The following is an 18,188-nucleotide window of genomic DNA, read 5'->3' as shown; positions in this document are numbered from 1 at the left end:
AGATATAGGGGAAGATTTTTTATCATACCAGGCAAGTCTGGGATTTATTTTTTGGCTACGTCTCTCGATTTATTCTTTTTGTCCTTTTCCTTCCTCAGTTCTTTCTTCTTTTTCCTGGCAAAAAGCTCTTTAAATTTATTATAGTTTTTAATAAATAAAAATGAGATCCCCGTAGCGACATATTCTCCTTCTATAATATCCTGATTTTCATTTTTTCGATAGGCTTTCAACCTGTATCGGCCATCTTCTGTCACTTTATATTCCACATCTACATTCCCGGCAAAATGGTTTTGATTTCCCTGATTATAACTGGAACCATCCAGAATAAAATTACTCCCAAGTTCAACAGTAATTCTGTCATTGAAGAACCCCTTGGTTATTTGCATTTCCAGGTCTGTTCTGGTTTGGTAACTCCCGCTGGTCCGATCTTCATACGACCTTAGATCAAAATTCACATCAACTCCTTTGATTACCTGATCAGATAATTGATTGAGTTGGTTGGACAGAATCTGGCTCACACTATTTCGCGCATTGGAAGTCACAAAGGCATTCCCCGCAGAGCTGGCATTTCCGTCAGAAAGAAATGTATTCATCATTAATAAAGCAAAAACCTGTTTATTCAGATCACTTTCATCCTCCTTTATTTTTTGAAGACTGGAATACACGGTGCCACTATATGCCTGTTGTAATTCCTGCGGCATTTTTATATCAAAAGAAATTTCAGGCCGATCTAATTCTCCTTTTATGATCAGGTAAACATAAAACTGCATGGGCCTTCTGTACTGATTGGCCTGAGATTCATCTATACGCATCACATTGGAAACCAGCCCTAATGGGGCTGCTTTTATCGAATAAATGGCTGTAATGTCCAGCCGGCCTTCCAGTGGATCACCAGCCCATGAAATTTTACTCCCTTTATCAATATCAAATTCTCTGTTAAGTAATTTATAGAAATTCATATTATAATTACCCTCCTCAATTTCATAAACTCCGGTAAGATTCATATTGCCAAATTCATCATACTCGAAATTCAATCCACCACCACCTTTCAATTCTAAAATATCACCTGCCTGTTCATCAATAATAATTTGTAGAGAGGCTCCTTTATCAATTTTTAGTCCGGCATTAAAATCCAGCTTTATCGGTTCCTTTTTCACCTCGTTTCTGGTAATCATAAGTGAATCTCCCACAAAATCTTCATCAAAAAATTCTACAATACCTTGATGATCAGCAGTTTCTTTGGCATTTACAATTTTGTAAACTAAGCTTGTTTCTTTATTAATATCCAAAATGGTGTTTACCTTTATGTCCTCAAGAAAACCATTAATTTTGGTTTTATTCCCCATAATCACTTTTCCAAAATAAGGAAAACCCATCTCTGCATGTGAATTAAGCGAAATGAATTTATCTGCACTTATTTCCAGGTTGAAATAAGGGTTCAATAATTCTTCATATTTAATTTTTCCGTTAACGATCAGAGGTTTGTTTAATGAGTCTTTTATGGCAAAGTTTGAAAATAAGGCTTCATCTTTATCGAAAGTGATCCTCTCATTTTCCAAACGATAGCTGGCATTCAAATCTTTGACTCTGAATCTGGTATCATTAAAAGCCAAAGCTCCTTGCGTAGAAATACTCTCCTGTTTTTTTTCGAAATCAATTTCACCATAAAAATTACCTTTCAATTCTTTTAAATAATCATCCAGAAAAATTTCCACAGATGCCAAATCAAATTTTTTGATCATTATCGAAAGGTCTGTATCAAAATTGGATTTCTTTATTTTCCCTTCAATCTTTAAATCTTTCTCTTTTTCCAGCATATCAACTGAAAAATCGTAGTGCGGACTTTTCCTGCTGTCAAATTTTAGGTTAATGTCGCCAAATGAGCTTTTCAATACCTGAAAATCCTTCACTTTTAAATTGGCAAAATAATCTCCTTGTTCAATATCCTGAAACCCAATTTTTCCGTTCACAAAACCGTGAAATAATTGAACCTTTTCCTCCATCACATTTTTTAAGGAAGGCAAACTAAAATTTAAAAATTCCAGGTCTAATCCTGTTTTATCTATTCCCTCTGTACGAAGTTTAATGGCTTGATCCTGATAGGTAAATTCAAGTTGTTGGCTTTGAAGCCCTGAAGAACCAAACTTTAAATAATTGTTTGCCGGAACCTGAAACTTTTTGGAGTCGAAGATTATTTTCCCCGGAATAAAACTTAATTGAAACAAACTGTCCTGACTTTCTGCCTTTGTACCAATTAAGAATACCAAATTTCCATCAGCATCTTCAAAGGAAATATCATTTAAAAAAATATCGTTTTTCACTTCCCCGCTCAGCTTTGGTGATTTTACCAAAAATTTATCTCCATATAATTCTTTAAGCCCGATATCATAATAAAAAGCCTCCTTATCTGAAAAAAAATTTAGATTCAAAGAATCCAGAGTCGTCTGGTTATAAACCAACCTTTTGCACTTACTATCCAGGGTCAATAACTTCTTTTCGCTGTTAAATTTCCCCTTTCCAAAAAAATTGGAGACTTCTTTTAATTCGGGAATCAAAAAATCGGTGAAAAAATGGGATTCCACCAGGTTGTATTCAAATGTCATTTCTCTTGGAATACTATCAAACACAAACTTTTCTTCATCCTGGAAATCGAAATAATAGCGGATATGATTCGACAGAGTTTTACTCAAATCAATCAGGTTCACATTACCCACTAACTTTCCTGTAAAAACCTCCGAATTAAGTGTGATAACTGCTGTATCAGGTTTTTGAAAAGTAGTCATGCTTCCGCTGTCCAGAAGGAACTTCCTGTCATCCAGCAGGAAGTTTAATTGGCTTACTTTCACACTTCCCCGATTATCATAGAAATTTCTGGCATTCAAATCTACCTGCAGGTTGAATTGTGCGGCCAGGTCATTTTCCATTATTTTTAACTTTTGAAAATTGGCATGGTTCAGAACCATATCAAATTTAAAGATTTTATCCAGGGAATCCTTTAAATTAACTTCTCCCTCAAAGGACAAACCAAGATTAGGATCAGCAACAGTGGCTTTCCCAAAAAAGCTATTGGGCTCGAAAATTCCCCGAATATTCATATCCGCATAAGGGTATTGATACACATATGCAGAATCAATATTCATATCTATTCTGGCTACAAAATCTTCTCTATTTTGCAGCTCAATATCCAGGCGGGTGGATAAATTAACTTCCCCAAAATATTCTTCAAGTCTTAGTAATTTCCCTACATTAAATTGATGTAGGGAAAGGTTTCCGGATTCCACAATCCGATCGAGTTCTGAAAATGGCTTATGATGAAAAGAGGTAGAAATATTACCAAAGGAAGTAATCAGATGAATTTCTGAACTTACCTTTTCACGGTTCCCCATAAGGATGGCTTTACCAGAAACATACTCCGGAAACCTGATTTCCTGCGGGATCAAAGTATCCGGAACAAGTGAAAAAATATCTTCAGAGGGAGCTATTAATGTATCAATACTAACATGATATTGCAGGTTGTTTTCCAACAGATTTTTAGCTACTCCGGAAAACTGAATTTCCAATTCTTTCAAACCAGTGAATCTTACTTTTTTCAGATTTAGTTCCCTCAATCCTCCTGCTATTTCCCCTTCAAGTCCAATTGTACTTAGTCGATTCAGGTTAATTCCTTTTACATTTTTGAGCTGAGGGAAAAAATAATAAATGTCTTCTAGCTTAATCCTGCAAGGTTTTATTTTTAAGTTTACCCCTGTCTCCCTCAGCTCATAAGCCATTCCCAACAAAGAAGGATAGGTCAGTTGGTAATCTCCTGACAAACGGCTTCCCTTTGTTTGAAGGTTGGCTTTTTCCACCAAAATAGATTCATTGGTCATTTTAATTTCCGAACTGAAATTTTCAAGCACAAATCCACTTCTTTCCTTAAATGAAAAATGCCTGGCCCTTCCTGAAATTTCCGCTTCACTTACCAGCACGTTTTCCATACTCAGATTAATCTTTTCTCCATACAAATGCCCGTAATCCACCACATTTTTAGGAGCCTTTCCTTGACCAAAATCCATCTGGTAATAACCATTTTCCATGGTTGCCCCATCCACGGAAATGGTCCATCCACCAGTAGGCAGATGCTGGAATTTATCCGCATTAAAATCTCTTGGATAAGTTTCTGAAACTGGTTCAGAGGATTCTTCCAGGCTGTTTGGGAATTGTAAATTAGCCCATGGATTTTTAACTATAAAATTATTTCCTGAAATGGTTTGGGAAAGCAGGTCAAAAGTACCCTGATCGACATGAGCATAACCCATTTTATAATACATTTTTAAATCATCGGGGCCAAGGATCACATTATAAGCCACATTATCCAGCGTCACATTGGCATACTTTATATTGAGGGAAAATGGTTTTAGGTTTGAAGTGGTATCATCTTCTACAATCAGGTCAGACTCCGTTTCTTCTTCGTTTAATCCATTGAAACTAATTCCTCCAATGGTATTTTTCAACTTCAATGAATCCACCTCTATATCCATTCCCCACATGTCAAAATTGTTCAGTCTGATGTGGCCTTCCCCCACATTGGCAGTAATCAGAAACCCTATAATTTCATCTGAATACCAGAACCGCACATTATTTAATTGAAGATTTTTTGGAGAAACTATCAGTTTTTTACTGGATTCTTTGGGGGGGTCAGGGACTGTATCTTGGTTTTTAAAGGCATCGATAATAAACTGGAAATTAAATACACTATCACTTGCGGTTCGTTCCAGATTATAAACTACATTGGTTAAACTGACATTTTCCACCTTAATTTCCTGGTGGAATAAGGCGGTCATATCAAGTTCCAACTCAATTTTTTCTCCATATAATACCGTATCCTTCCGCGGATTTTCCAGATAAATGTTTTCGAGTAAAATATGGGTTGGGAAATCGATATAAAGCTTTTCAATCCTTACTTCCACACCAAGCCTTTCTTTCAGGTAGGCCACTCCACTTTCTACTAGCAACTGCTGGACATTCGGAATTTTCAATGAAAAAAATAGGAGAATTAGCAACACAATCCCTCCTGTAAGTATCCTAAAAAGATACTTCCAAATTTTTAAAATAAAGGAGGCTTTGTATTGTTTCATCCACTATTTTTTCCTGAAATTCAAATTTCATTCAATTAATTCGTATTTCCTGAGAATACTTTGTAAAACCCCTTCAATTTCCTTTTGAATATCTTTATTGGCAAAACCTATCCAATCCACAGAAGTGGTGGTATCCATTGGTGCATTCCATTCATTTCCAGAAATATCTGTAACAATAATTCCAGCCTCTCTGGCAATAAGAATAGCACACATATCATAAGGATGGCAAACATGGCCAGCCTTTTTTCCCTCTTTTTTCATTTTAGCGAACAAGGCGGTACGTACATCTGCAATGAAGCGATCGTGCCCTACTAAAAGTTCATACATTTGCCCTCCACTGGAAATATACTGATCTTCAAAAACGATGGCTTTGCCTTCTGGCGCATCAGGGAAAATCGTTTCTATTAAATCTTCTTCAATGGCGGCCAGAGTTTGCCGGCCTGGAGGAAAAAACCGGGCAATTTGGGCAAAACCGCCATAAATTGATTTAGAAACTGACGGTTGTATATTTCTATCACTCACTTCCCCGGTTTGCAGGTTTTTGGTAAAGGCAGAAGCTCCCTTTCCTTTTATGGCCCATAGGGTATCGCTCAACACACTTCGTGAGGTAGGCAACTCTACCATTACCGCAACTTCAATATCGTTAATGGTATTTTCTTTTCCCCTATTTGGAGCCACCCCTGCCAAATAGAATGCAGATCTTTTATCATACATAATACCTCTGGTCCCATCTATTGGATCCATAATTATTTTCAAAGCGGCCTCCTCTGGTTTAATCCCTACGGGTAAAACCACTCCATTTTCCTCATCTTCACCAATTCCCTCAGCCACCAGTAAAATACCTCCCAAACCTGCTGCTTCTTTTTCCAGTAAAGGAACAATGATATCCTCCACATCCTTATCAATTTGATAAATGGTATCGTCTATCCCTTCCTTATGCACAGCAGCCCTTTGTTCCGCAGATTGCTGATGTAAGGATTGATGTGTTCTTTCACAAACTTTCAGGCCAATGGCACATAATATCTCTTTAATTTTTAAATGATTCATCTTAGTAAAAAAAATTCTTTTCCGTCAATACGTCAGGTTCAATATGCTCAGTAAAAAAACACACATAAAATTTTAAATGGAACGATACCAATTGTTTTTCAAATAGTTAGGGGAGCTTTTCGTGCAAAAACGGGTAAATTGGTTTCTCCAAAAAGCCCCTTATCATTCCTGCTTTGCAAAATAGTTACTTTTATTTTTATCTCTTATAAATGGTGCAATTTCTATTAAAAGAGAAAACATTTTTTGAGAAAAGTGAACAAAATGCAAAACTTTATGTTAGTAATATTTTTTGTGGGAAGACAATAAAAATTGATTTTGTAAGCTAAAACATATATATTAGAAACCTTACAAATTTAAACTATTGCAAAAAGCTTGAAATCAGGGTAATTAGTTTATTAAAAATAATATAAGATTTCTGATATCTTTTATACCAGGAATAGACTAAACACTACTGAAATTTAAAGCAATTAGTGTAAATTATATTGATGGGTCATTCTTAAGTACCAATACTTTTTTAATAATGAAGTGTATTCATTATCAATCAGTTGTAATTAAGACGGATAGATTTTTTTTCTGTTGACTACTTAAACGATCCGCCAGCCTTATTAATTAACAATCATCACCGGTTTCCGAAAATTTTTAATACTTTTTTTAACAGAAAAGTAGCCGGGGAAAATACCTTTTTAGGATCACTATAAATTGAAACGCGTATGATTAACCTAACCCAGACTTTACCTGAAAAAGGGCTCATGGGATTGAAATATAACTGGAAATCTGATTTGATTGCCGGAATAAGTGTCTCGCTTGTTGCGCTCCCTTTAAGTTTAGGTATTGCCATAGGGGCTGGTGTTCCACCAATTTCAGGAATCATTGCTGCTATAATTGGTGGGATTTTGACTACATTTTTCAGGTCCAGCTTTTTGGGTATAAATGGACCTGCAGCTGGATTAATCGTAGTTATACTTGCTGCGAATGCGGCTTTAGCTGATCCGGATGGAACAAGTTGGCCGTATGTGCTTGCCGCTTTTGTGGTTGCGGGGGTTCTGCAGGTAGCCATCGGATTAATGAAATGGGGAAAACTGGGTGATTTATTGCCTTCTTCTGTAATTCATGGAATGCTCGCAGCAATTGGCGTGATCATTTTGGGGAAACAGGTACATGTAGCCCTGGGTACAAGTTCTTCTGCTCAGAATGCTTTTGGCGTTTTATTGGAAATTCCGTATTCCCTGATTAATCAAAATCCACTTGTTGCCATAATTGGTATGGTAAGTATTTGTATCTTAATTATTTACCCAAAAATCAATAATAAAACTATTCAATTGATACCTGCTCCAATGTGGGTTTTGATGTTTTCCATTCCCCTTGCTTTAGGACTTAATCAACTGAATCATTATAATTTCCCGGGATTTAATCAAACTTTCGAAATTGGTCCTGAGTACCTGATCGACATTCCGGATAAAATTATTGACGGATTTGTATTTCCAAACTTTTCAAAGATCAATTTACCAGAGTTTTGGGGGGCGGTTTTCAGTATTCTGCTGGTGGGTTCATTAATCAATTTAATAAGTTCCAAAGCGGTTGAAAAACTAGACCCTCACAAAAGATCAACTGACTTAAACAAGGATTTAAGTGCTGTAGGGCTAAGTACTATTTTCTCCGGATTAATAGGAGGTCTGCCCATTATCACGGTAATTGTAAGGAGTAGTGTAAATGTAAATAATGGGGCTAAAACCAAATGGTCAAATTTTTTCCATGGGTTAATTTTGCTGATCATGGTGGTATTTTTAACTCCCCTGTTAAAACAATTGCCACTTGCTGCTTTAGCTGCTATTCTGGTTTTTACAGGATTTAAACTGGCTTCCCCTAAAGTTTTTAAAGAAACCTACGAAAAAGGACCTGAGCAACTGGTCATTTTTTCGGTTACACTTGTGATGGCGCTTGTACTGGGAATATTGTGGGGTGTATTCTTTGGTGTGATTACCACACTTATAGTGCATTATATCAATGCCAAACTCGATTTAAGGCTTTTTGCCAAGTATACTTACAAACCCACCATTAAAGTAACCAAGGAGAAGCGTGGAAAATACTTCATCAATATTAAAGGCATTGCCAATTTTGTAAGTATTCTGAAGCTTAAAAATATTCTGGAAAAAATACCTAAAAAGAACGATATCGTCATTGGTTTTTCCCATGCCGTTTTGGTGGATTTTACCTTATTGGAATTTATCTATTCCTATGCAGAGAAATGGAAACAAAATGGGAAAAATTTTGACATTATCGGCCTGAGTCTGCATTATCGGACAAGCGAGCATCCTATGTCTATTCATTTATTGAGCAAAAAATTTAAGAAAAGAAATACACAGCTGACTACAAGACAAAAAGATTTAAAATTGATTTGTGAAACCTACGACTGGGAATTTAACCCGGCCAACAACTGGAAGATGTTTCACCTGAATCATTTCGAGTTTTTTAAGTCAAGACCTATTGAAAATGGGAATAATTTTATCTCTGGCTATCTGGATGACTGGAATATGTTCTGGGAAATTTTTGATATTACTTATGATGTGGGCGCATTATTTGGCAGAAATGTATACCACACCACAGCCCATCTCATTCATTTGCCCATTGAAATTCCTGCTTTTGTAATGGAGAAAGAAGAATTATTCGATAGAATTATGGATTTATCCGAACATGAGGATATTAATTTCAAGGAGTATAAAGCATTTTCCGACCATTTCGTACTGAAAGGTCCGGATGAAAAAGCGATCAGAAAACTTTTCAACTCAAGCCTGATCAAATTCTTTGATAAAAATAAAATTTTCCACCTGGAAAGTAATGGCAAAACCTTGCTCTTATTGAATAGAAACCGCTTCGCTTCACCTATAGAAATTATCAAACTCCATCAATTTGGTAAAAAACTGGCGATAAAAATCCTAACCAGTTCTTATCTGAATGGAGAAAGCAAAAATGAAAACGGACCAATTGAAATTCCCCTTGATTTTCTAGATAGCAAACTCAGGAAAAATTAATAACTAAATTAATTCGATTTTTCACCTACAAAAAGCAGATAACGCCAAATACCCAATAAACCTTTTTTAATTTTTACGGTTTTGGGCACAAATCTTTTTTCAAGGGCAGGCAGTAATTGTGCTTCCAGGGTAACATGGTTCTCATCCATAAAATTTTTATAGAAGACATAATCAGTATTATGGAAATCTACCAGGGCCAAAATTCCGTTTTCCTTCAGATCGGAATTGGCCTGGTCCAGTAATACATCAAACCCAGGATTTATCATGGAAAGGCAGTATGAAAAAAGAACCAGATCATATTTTTCACTTAAAACCCTTCCTGGAGGGTATGCTTCATTGCGCAATTCAATTCTTTCTCCATATTTATCTAGCTTGGCTTCAGCTACATTCAACATATCACCTGATAAATCATAGCCAGTCAATCTGGCCTTAGGAAATCGGTCTGCCAAATATTTTAAAGTAGTTCCTGTACCACATCCCACTTCCAGCACACTAAACTCCTGATTTTTGGTGAATGGAAGAAGTTTAATAATTTTTTCCCTTCCAAATAAAAAAGTCCATCTGGTTAGGTCATAAATTCTGGATTGAAATACATACCAGTCTTTAATCCTGTCAAATTGGGAGGTGCTTTTCAATTGATTCATTTCCCTCAATAATGTTTTATGCTCGATTAATGCTCAAGTATAAGAATTGAAAAAGAAAGTTTAGCAGACCAGAAATGCAGATTTGCCATTACCAATTATATTTTAGGGCTTTATGATAGCCTCAGGGCACAAAATCATTAAATATGAAGGTTTTGTTAAAAAATGATGTACAATTTGTCATCAAAAAAATATTTGGATAAAATATCCAGGTTAATCCGGTACAAACTGTAAAATTAATAATATAATCATCTCAATTCAGATCCAAATATTCCCATTTCAACTGAATATTATGCTGTTTTATTCCAGATAAAGGTCCTTTCTTCATAGCCTTAATTGAAACAGTAAAAATCAATTTTTATCTATTTGCATTTAATTATTTTGAAAATGAAATCACCTTTAAAAATAATATCATTAATCATTAGCCTGGGTATTGCCTTTATTGCATCAGGCCAACAGCATGAGGGATTTATACTCAATGAACAGGAATATTTTGAAAAACAAGGAGTAAATGTAATGGCTTTTCACGATTTTTATCCTGAAGGCCATCAGGGCGGAGTCACCATTATCCAGAATGGAACCAGAGTAGCCGCCAATGGAGATGTAAGACTGGAAGCTACCCCAGGGCAATGGCAGCCCGTTCCTAAAATGAATGGCCGTGAAGTCAATACGGAAACCAGTGAGATCTCTGTCAATTTATCTTACCCTGATGAATCCAAAAACCGCAAAGGTTTTAACCCTGTGGATTATCCTGATTTAGAATTTAGCTATGATATTCGGGTAAGCACGGAAGGGGCAGCTATTTTAATTTCAGTAGATTTGGAAAAGCCTTTACCTAAAGAATGGATAGGAAAAGTTGGCTTTAATCTGGAATTGTTTCCCGGCTTATTATATGGAAAATCTTATATTCTGGATGAAAAAACAGGGATTTTTCCAAGACAATTGAACGGGCCAATGTATCCTGATACTGATGGTGTTTTTCAAAATACCCCTTTAGCTACCGGAAAAAAACTTGTGATTGCTCCGGAATTGGAAACACAGCGCTTGGTGATAGAAACCCTTGATGGAGAACTCGAGCTTCTGGATGGAAGAGCCCAACACAATAATGGTTGGTATAATGTAAGAACCGCTTTTCCTGATGGAAAAACGAAAAATGCCATCCAGTGGAAAATTACACCGAATGCAATCCCTAATTTTAAATCGCAGCCAGTAATTCATTTATCGCAATTGGGTTATCATCCATCCCAACCAAAAATGGCAGTAGTTGAACTGGATAAGCACGAAACTGAAGTGGCTAATTTTGAGTTGCTAAAAATGTCGGATGATAAGCCTGAAGTCATCAAAACCAGTGATGCCCAGCTTTGGGGTCCATATTTAAGATACAATTATTATCAGTTTAATTTTGATGAAATCAAGACCCCAGGAATATACCAAATTAAATATGGCGCTTACAAAAGCCAACCTTTTAAAATTGGAACTGACATTTATGAGAGACATGTTTGGCAACCAACGTTAGAATATTTCCTGCCTGTGCAGATGTGCCATATGCGTGTAAATGACCGCTACAGGGTGTGGCATGGACTCTGCCATATGGATGATGCTTTAATGGCCCCCACGGACCATAACCATTTTGACGGATATATTCAGGGTTCCTCCACTTTAACCAAATACAAACCTTATGAACAGGTTCCCGGATTAAATGTAGGAGGCTGGCACGATGCAGGAGATTACGATTTAAGGGTAGAATCACAAATAGGGACAGTTTATATTTTATCACTTGCCTACGAGCAATTCAGGGAAACTTATGATGAAACATTGATTGACCAAACCAATAAAATTGTAGAACTGCATCAGCCCGATGGCAAACCAGATATGTTACAGCAAATTGAACACGGAATATTGACTGTACTTGGGAGTTATCAGAATTTAGGACGCTTGTATAGGGGCATAATTTGCCCGGATTTAAGACAGTACGTGCTGTTGGGAGATGGTTCTGTCATGACTGACAACAGAAAGTATAATCCTAACCTTGGGGAAAAAGAAGTTACTGCCCACGAATCAGGGGTTCGGGATGATCGCCTTGTTTTCACTGAAGAAAATCCTTCCAGAGAGTTGCACGTGGTTAAGGGACTTGCTGCTGCCTCAAGGGTTTTGAAAGATTTTAATCCTAAACTTTCCTCAGAATGCCTGGAGGCAGCTGAAGCCTTATGGGAAAACTTAAAAGATGATACCACAAGAAGAGCCCGAAATAATAAATTGCTCGCTGTTTCAGAGTTGTATCTCACCACCAAAAAAGAAGCTTATAAAAAAGTTATAATTGAAAATAGCGATAATTTCAAAAAGAATTTTTCCAGGTCAGGTTGGGTTTTAGGACGAGTTATTCCCCTTTTGAATGACAAGAAATTTTCAAAAATGATGGCAGCTTCAGCTGCAGAATTCACTGAAGTAGTAGCCAAACAAAACAAAGAGAATCCTTTTGGTATTCCCTATACACCTTATATCTGGGGAAGCGGCTGGGACATTCAGCGGCTGGGATTTCAATACTACTTCTTACACCAGGGCTGGCCGGACATTTTCCCCAAAGAAAATGTTTATAATGCATTTAATTTTATATTGGGGAATCATCCGGGTGAAAACACAGTCTCCTATGCTTCGGGAGTTGGAGCAAATTCTTTGGAAACAGCTTATGGTATTAACAGGGGTGATTGGGGATTTATCCCAGGTGGTGTTGGGTCTGGTACCGGACTAATTCGGCCTGACTTACCCGAATTAAAAAAATGGCCCTTTTTCTGGCAACAATCCGAATATGTAATGGGAGGAGGAGCCAGTAACTTTATGTTTTTAGGGCTGGCAGTAAGAGAATTAGTAAAAAATTAAAACAATGTATGGTTTTTAGGGTATTTCTCAAATTTTAAAGTAAGGTCAGTTGAATTTCGTGAATTTCAACTGACCTTTTTTATAACCTGCTTTTTGATCTCTACATAACAAAACTCCAAATTGAAATACACCTCTCTTTTCTGGTAAAAAACATTTATTTATTTAATACAAATAACCATTCTTCCCTTTCGAATTCTGGATTAATCACATCTGTAATATTTAGCCTGAAACCAACAATAATTTAGTTAACGACTTGTTTTAAGGGGATAACAAGTAGGATTATTCCTATATAATTTTTGTGGCAAAAGCCCCTACCCTAACCAAAAACTAATTCAGTTTTTCGATTTGAAAATAGTTGAAATATTGGATGTACGAACCCAACAATGTGTCATTTTTAGCATTTGAAGCAAGGACTCATTGAAATTTTTTACGTCAATTTAAAATTAGTTTTTTCGGATTTCCAAAAAATATTTTGAAAACTAAAGATATGAGAAGGTATTTTACCATTGTGTTGCTAATCCAGCTAAACTTTGCATTTTCACAAAATTTCCAGGAATCAAAAAAAGAAGTTCCCACCTATCAGATAGATGTGAATGAATTGCTTGAAATTCCAAGGAAAACCAACTACGATCAGGAAATTGTCTCCGCCTCAAAAAAAGCAGAAAGTCTTTTTGAAGCCCCTCTATCAGCCTCAGTATTAACTAAAGAGGAAATTAAAGCTTCAGGAGTAACCAATGTGATGGAAGCAATGAGACTTGTTCCAGGGGTTATTGTGAGGCAAATGACCAATGGTGTTTACAATATCCAAATTAGAGGAATGGACTGGTTGCCCAAACACGGAACGGAGGGGGCGTTAAATGGATTAAATAAATTATCTCTGGTAATGATTGATGGACGACCTGTATATAATTATTTGCAGGGAAATACATTTTGGGAAGCCTTCCCCATTGGATTAAATGACATTGAAAGAATAGAGGTAGTCAGAGGACCTGCGGCTTCCATGTTTGGACCAAATGCAGTAACTGGTGTAATTAATATTATTACCAACAAAACCAAAAAGGATGGCTTGTTTGCCAATGCCAATGTGCAAATGGGTTCATTTAATTCTACCATTGCCAATATGGCTGTTGGTTATCAGGCAAACGAAAAATTTTCCGTGATTGTTTCTGGGAACAGGGAGTACAGGGAAAGGACCCATGATTTATATTTCTCAAGAGGCGATTCCCAATACGTAGCCGCGAATGAGCTTAATTATTTCAGTGGAATTATTTCCAGCCAGCAGGGAGCCGATCAAATATTTCAAAACAGCCACGTATCCCTTGATAAAAAGGGAGTAAATGCTTTTATGGAATATAAACCTGTGAAGGCTGTTTCTTTTTCCCTTAAATCCGGATATGAAAATACTTTTTCTAATAAAGTAATTTACCCGAATTTTTCCACCCCTATCACAAAAATGTCCTCTGAGTCTTGGTATATGGATACCGAGACCAGAATTTTTAATGGAAGAATAAAAGCCTCTTATCAAAAGGGAACTCAGGATCCTATCAAAGGAATAATTTATACTTATGATTTTGATTTTTTAGATCTGGATGTAGAATATCCCGTTCAAGTACTGAAAAACCTGACTTTAACGCCTTCATTTAGTTATCGTTTAGCTCAGTATAGTCACGATGTAGATGACAGCAGAATTCTGGATTCCTTTGATAAAACAGTAAATGCAGTAACAGGCAATCTTGATCCTTCCCTCCCCTTCGAATCGGGTTTGGAACTGGCAATGGCCAGAACTTTTGTTCCACCTTTTAGCATTATTTCTCCTGGTTCTAAGATTGATAATCCTGCATTTGCACTAAGGGGAGATTATAGATTATTGAATGATAAACTAAGGTTTGTAAGTTCTATTAGAGCCGACCAGTTTTCTAACCTGAATAAAGACATTTTTTACTCATACCATTTTTCTTCCACATTTAAGTTAAATACTAATGTAATTCTTCGGGCAAACGTAGCCAAAGCAAACTCAAGTCAATCAATTATAGATTCTCAGGTTAATCTGGTTGAACCTACTTCAGTTGACATTGGAGGGGGAAATTATGTGCCGGCTTTTAATATTACCAGTGGAAACAAGGATTTAGTTCCTATAAGTCAAACCATTTTTGAAGTAGGTGCCCGCGCTAAAATCAAAGAAAAATTATCCTTGGATTTGGAAATTTTTAGAGGGTTATTGTCAAACCATAGAGCCTCTATAAAAGAAGATATTGTGTTAGACCTTTCCTATTCCGTACCATTTGCAGCTGTAAACCAAAAATTTAGAAGTTTGCCCATGACTGCAGAGCAGATTGGAACTACCTTTTCATTAACCTACACAGGAAAAAACTTTTGGCTAAGACCTTTTGCAACTTTCCAAAAAACTACAATTAATGACTATTCTCCATATTTTTCAACTCAGGCTTACCAGTCTTTCTTTGCTGATAAACCTCAGGATACCCATTTTGAGAATACAGAAGATAATGAAAACCTTGCTACTCCGGGGTGGTTCGGTGGATTTTACTTGAATTACAGACCGATGAAAAACCTTTCAGTTAATCTGAATGCGTATTTTATGGGAAATCAATCCTATGAGCCAAATGGAATAAGAAACCAATATGAAACAGGAGACAGAATTGTATTAAATGCAAAAGTTGCCTACGATATAAACCGACAAGTGTCATTTTTTGCTTCAGTAAGGGATCTCTCCAATTCTGATCTTCCAGAATATTATAATACCGATCCTATAAAACAAGCCTACTATTTCGGATTAAACTTTGAGTTGAAATAACCCTAGTTCATAAAAAATATAAGGTTTAAAAAAATTAAAATAAAAAATTCAGTCATAAGATGAATTATTATAAAATCGGAATCTTAAGCTTACTTAGTTTAATCTTTTCTATTGTTCAGGTAAATGCACAATCTTTACCTGATTTGATGGAAAATTATTCCAATGCAGAAACCACTCAGGAGAAATCAAAAATAGCACGACTTATCGCCTATAATTTCCAACTGGATGGAGCCCTGGAAAAAGCTAATGATTACTTTTTGCAATCCTTTTCTACAGAAGGGAACCATGTTAATTTTCAGGAAGATATGAAAATTTATGATTTAGTTGGAGATAATTATGTTAAATTAAGCCAACATGAAAAGGCGCTTGAAAACTTTAACAAAGGATTAGCTCTGGCCATTAAAAATAATAGTAAAAACCAGCAAAACACTTTTACCCAGAAAATTGCTGACCTCCAACTGGAAGATGGAAATGTAGGTGAGGCCATCAAGAATTACGAAAAAATTTTAAATGAAAATCAACTTTCTGATAATAAATTGGCAATTGCAAAAGCTCATAATAACCTTGGGTATTTGTATAAAAAGGAGAATAAACTAGAAGAAGCAAAGGTTCAATTCACCAAAGCCCTTGAAATTAACCAGGAGCAAGTTAATCAGGAAGAAAACCTTCCTCTTTCCCAACAGAAAGGAGCCTTTAAAATTAATTTAGCAAGTTCCTATTTATTCTTAGGAAATACTGCTGAAGCCATTCGAAGTTACCAGGAGGCCTTACAAATTTATAAAGCTCAAAATGATTCTGTTCGTCAGGCAGAGGTTTACAATTACTTGGGTGCACTTCATTATTTAAATGGAAATAACCCTCAGGCCCAATTGGAAATTGAAGAAGCCATCGAAATTGGAGAAGCTATAAACTCTAAAGAAACCTTAGTTGACAGTTATAAAATTCTTTCTGAGATATACAATGCAGAAGGGGATTTTCTTGCCTCTCAAAAAGCATATAAAAATCACATTAAATTAAATGATGAATTGGATGCGGCTGCAGAAGAGGAAAGAAAACAGTTTATTGCCAAACAAATTGAGGCAGAAAAAAATGAAAACCTGATAAAAGAATCTATCAGCAAAAAAAGAGAGCAGGAACTTGCTTTAAAACAGGCAGAACTTGAAGCGGAGAAAAAAGCTAAAGAACTTGAACTTCAAAAACAACAACTGGCCCTTGTAACCAGGGAGAAGGAATTACAGGAAACCAGACTGGCCAATCAGGCGCTGGAAAAAAAGAGAGTGCAGCAGGCACTTCAAATAGCCAACCAACAGTTGGAAAAACAAAAAAGCGACCAGGAATTGATCTCGCTTCAACAGGAAAAAGTTTTGCAGGAAGCCGCTCTCCGGGAGAAAGAATTGCAGGAAAAAGAAAGACAAAAAGCATTTGAATTGTTGGAAACGGAAAAAAAGCTTCAGGACCAGGTGCTTTTAGAAGAACAAAGAACTCAAAAAATATTCATTGGTATTATCATAGGAACCGGCTTTGTAGTCCTGATTATTTTATATGGTTTTGTTCAAAGAAATAAGGCCAATAAAAAGCTAACCCATCAGGCTCAGGAAATTAAAGAAAAAAATGAGGAACTCCAGTCGAGTGAAGAGGAATTGAGGCAAAATATGGAAGAGCTGGAAGCCACCCAGGAAGCCATGAAGCAAAGACAATTGGAGCTGGAAGAATTAAATAAAAAGCTTTCAAGTAGTGAAGTTGTATTAAAAAAGGCAATTTCCAAGCTAAAAGAAAGTGAGAATAAAGTAAAAGAGCAAAACCAAAACCTTGAATCTGCCTATTCTGAGCTAGAAGACAAAAACTCCCGGCTTACTGATAGTATCAAATATGCGGAGAGAATTCAAAATGCCATTCTTCCGGCAGAAACTACTCTGGATGATGTGTTTGATAGTCATTTTGTGATTTACAAACCAAAAGATATGGTTTCTGGTGATTTCTACTGGTTTAGCAAAGTGGAAAATAAATCTTTTATTGCTGCTGTTGATTGTACCGGGCATGGTGTTCCTGGAGCATTTATGTCCATGATTGGGAATACACTGCTTAATCAGATTGTAAATAAAAAGGATATTTATTCCCCAGAAAAAATATTGGAAACCCTTCACTACAGTGTAAGAGAAGCCTTAAAACAAAGAGATTCCAATAATGTAGATGGGATGGACGTAGGGCTTTGTTGCCTGGAAGATTTGGGTAATGGAAAAATTGATTTAAAATTTAGCGGTGCCAAATGTCCCTTATTCCACCGCTCAAATGAGGGGAAAATCACTAAACTTTCTCCGGATAGAAAATCTATTGGTGGTTGGCAAAAAGAGGCTGATCACACTTTTAATGTACATCAACTTGAAGTAGAAAAAGGCGAGATGATTTACCTCACCACAGATGGTATCATCGATGCCGCTAATAATAAAAGAAGACGATTTGGTACGAAACGACTAAGTTCATTAATTGAAAGATATGCCAAACGTCCAACTTACGAACAGAAATTACATTTTGAAAGAGAATTAGATGAACATCAGACCGGGGCCGATCAACGTGATGATATCACATTTTTGGGTATCCGATTATAATTTTCTTTACCACAAAAAATAAGCAACTCCCATAATTTTGAGAGTTGGGTTTTTAACTT

At 36.2% G+C, this 18,188-nt stretch carries 7 protein-coding genes; 4 read left to right on the top strand and 3 right to left on the bottom strand.

Going from position 1 to position 18,188, the window contains the following annotated elements; translation table 11 throughout:
- Positions 1-44 precede the first annotated feature (44 nt).
- Both A3EM_RS0108005 and A3EM_RS0108000 read right to left on the bottom strand, forming a co-directional pair.
- On the bottom strand, positions 45-5,117 hold the full coding sequence (locus A3EM_RS0108005; RefSeq protein ID WP_020527673.1) for a translocation/assembly module TamB domain-containing protein: 5,073 nt from the start codon (positions 5,115-5,117) through the stop codon (positions 45-47).
- Between the two features lie 27 nt (positions 5,118-5,144).
- Positions 5,145-6,164, bottom strand: coding sequence for an inositol monophosphatase family protein (locus A3EM_RS0108000; protein ID WP_020527672.1), 1,020 nt, complete (start codon positions 6,162-6,164; stop codon positions 5,145-5,147).
- Between the two features lie 710 nt (positions 6,165-6,874).
- Between A3EM_RS0108000 and A3EM_RS41830 the strand changes: the two genes are divergently transcribed.
- Positions 6,875-9,193, top strand: coding sequence for a SulP family inorganic anion transporter (locus tag A3EM_RS41830; RefSeq protein WP_020527670.1), 2,319 nt, complete (start codon positions 6,875-6,877; stop codon positions 9,191-9,193).
- Positions 9,194-9,201: 8 nt separating this feature from the next.
- On the opposite strand, the gene A3EM_RS0107985 is transcribed toward A3EM_RS41830, so the two are convergent.
- Entirely contained in the window at positions 9,202-9,837 is a 636-nt protein-coding gene (locus A3EM_RS0107985; protein ID WP_020527669.1) for a class I SAM-dependent methyltransferase, read from the bottom strand.
- 384 nt (positions 9,838-10,221) lie between these two features.
- On the opposite strand from A3EM_RS0107985, the gene A3EM_RS0107975 reads away from it, so the two are divergent.
- From A3EM_RS0107975 to A3EM_RS0107965, 3 genes are all read left to right on the top strand, one after another.
- Positions 10,222-12,711: a glycoside hydrolase family 9 protein gene (locus A3EM_RS0107975; protein ID WP_020527667.1), complete on the top strand. Its 2,490-nt coding sequence runs from the start codon at positions 10,222-10,224 to the stop codon at positions 12,709-12,711.
- Between the two features lie 487 nt (positions 12,712-13,198).
- Positions 13,199-15,523, top strand: a complete 2,325-nt coding sequence (locus A3EM_RS0107970; protein WP_020527666.1) for a TonB-dependent receptor plug domain-containing protein — start codon at positions 13,199-13,201, stop codon at positions 15,521-15,523.
- A 59-nt stretch (positions 15,524-15,582) separates the two neighbouring features.
- Complete coding sequence (locus A3EM_RS0107965; protein ID WP_020527665.1) at positions 15,583-18,129, top strand: SpoIIE family protein phosphatase; 2,547 nt, start codon at positions 15,583-15,585, stop codon at positions 18,127-18,129.
- Positions 18,130-18,188 lie beyond the last annotated feature (59 nt).

Source organism: Flexithrix dorotheae DSM 6795 (assembly GCF_000379765.1).
In the GTDB taxonomy this organism is placed as follows: Bacteria; Bacteroidota; Bacteroidia; order Cytophagales; family Flammeovirgaceae; genus Flexithrix; species Flexithrix dorotheae.
Note: the sequence above shows the minus strand (reverse complement) of the source record. Positions and strands in the feature narration are given on the sequence as shown.

What these genes read in the sequence shown, in the direction of transcription:
- A3EM_RS0108005 (WP_020527673.1), bottom strand. Translation starts at nt 5,117, where the DNA reads ATGAAACAATACAAAGCCTCCTTTATTTTAAAAATTTGGAAGTATCTT.
- A3EM_RS0108000 (WP_020527672.1), bottom strand. Translation starts at nt 6,164, where the DNA reads ATGAATCATTTAAAAATTAAAGAGATATTATGTGCCATTGGCCTGAAA.
- A3EM_RS41830 (WP_020527670.1), top strand. Translation starts at nt 6,875, where the DNA reads ATGATTAACCTAACCCAGACTTTACCTGAAAAAGGGCTCATGGGATTG.
- A3EM_RS0107985 (WP_020527669.1), bottom strand. Translation starts at nt 9,837, where the DNA reads ATGAATCAATTGAAAAGCACCTCCCAATTTGACAGGATTAAAGACTGG.
- A3EM_RS0107975 (WP_020527667.1), top strand. Translation starts at nt 10,222, where the DNA reads ATGAAATCACCTTTAAAAATAATATCATTAATCATTAGCCTGGGTATT.
- A3EM_RS0107970 (WP_020527666.1), top strand. Translation starts at nt 13,199, where the DNA reads ATGAGAAGGTATTTTACCATTGTGTTGCTAATCCAGCTAAACTTTGCA.
- A3EM_RS0107965 (WP_020527665.1), top strand. Translation starts at nt 15,583, where the DNA reads ATGAATTATTATAAAATCGGAATCTTAAGCTTACTTAGTTTAATCTTT.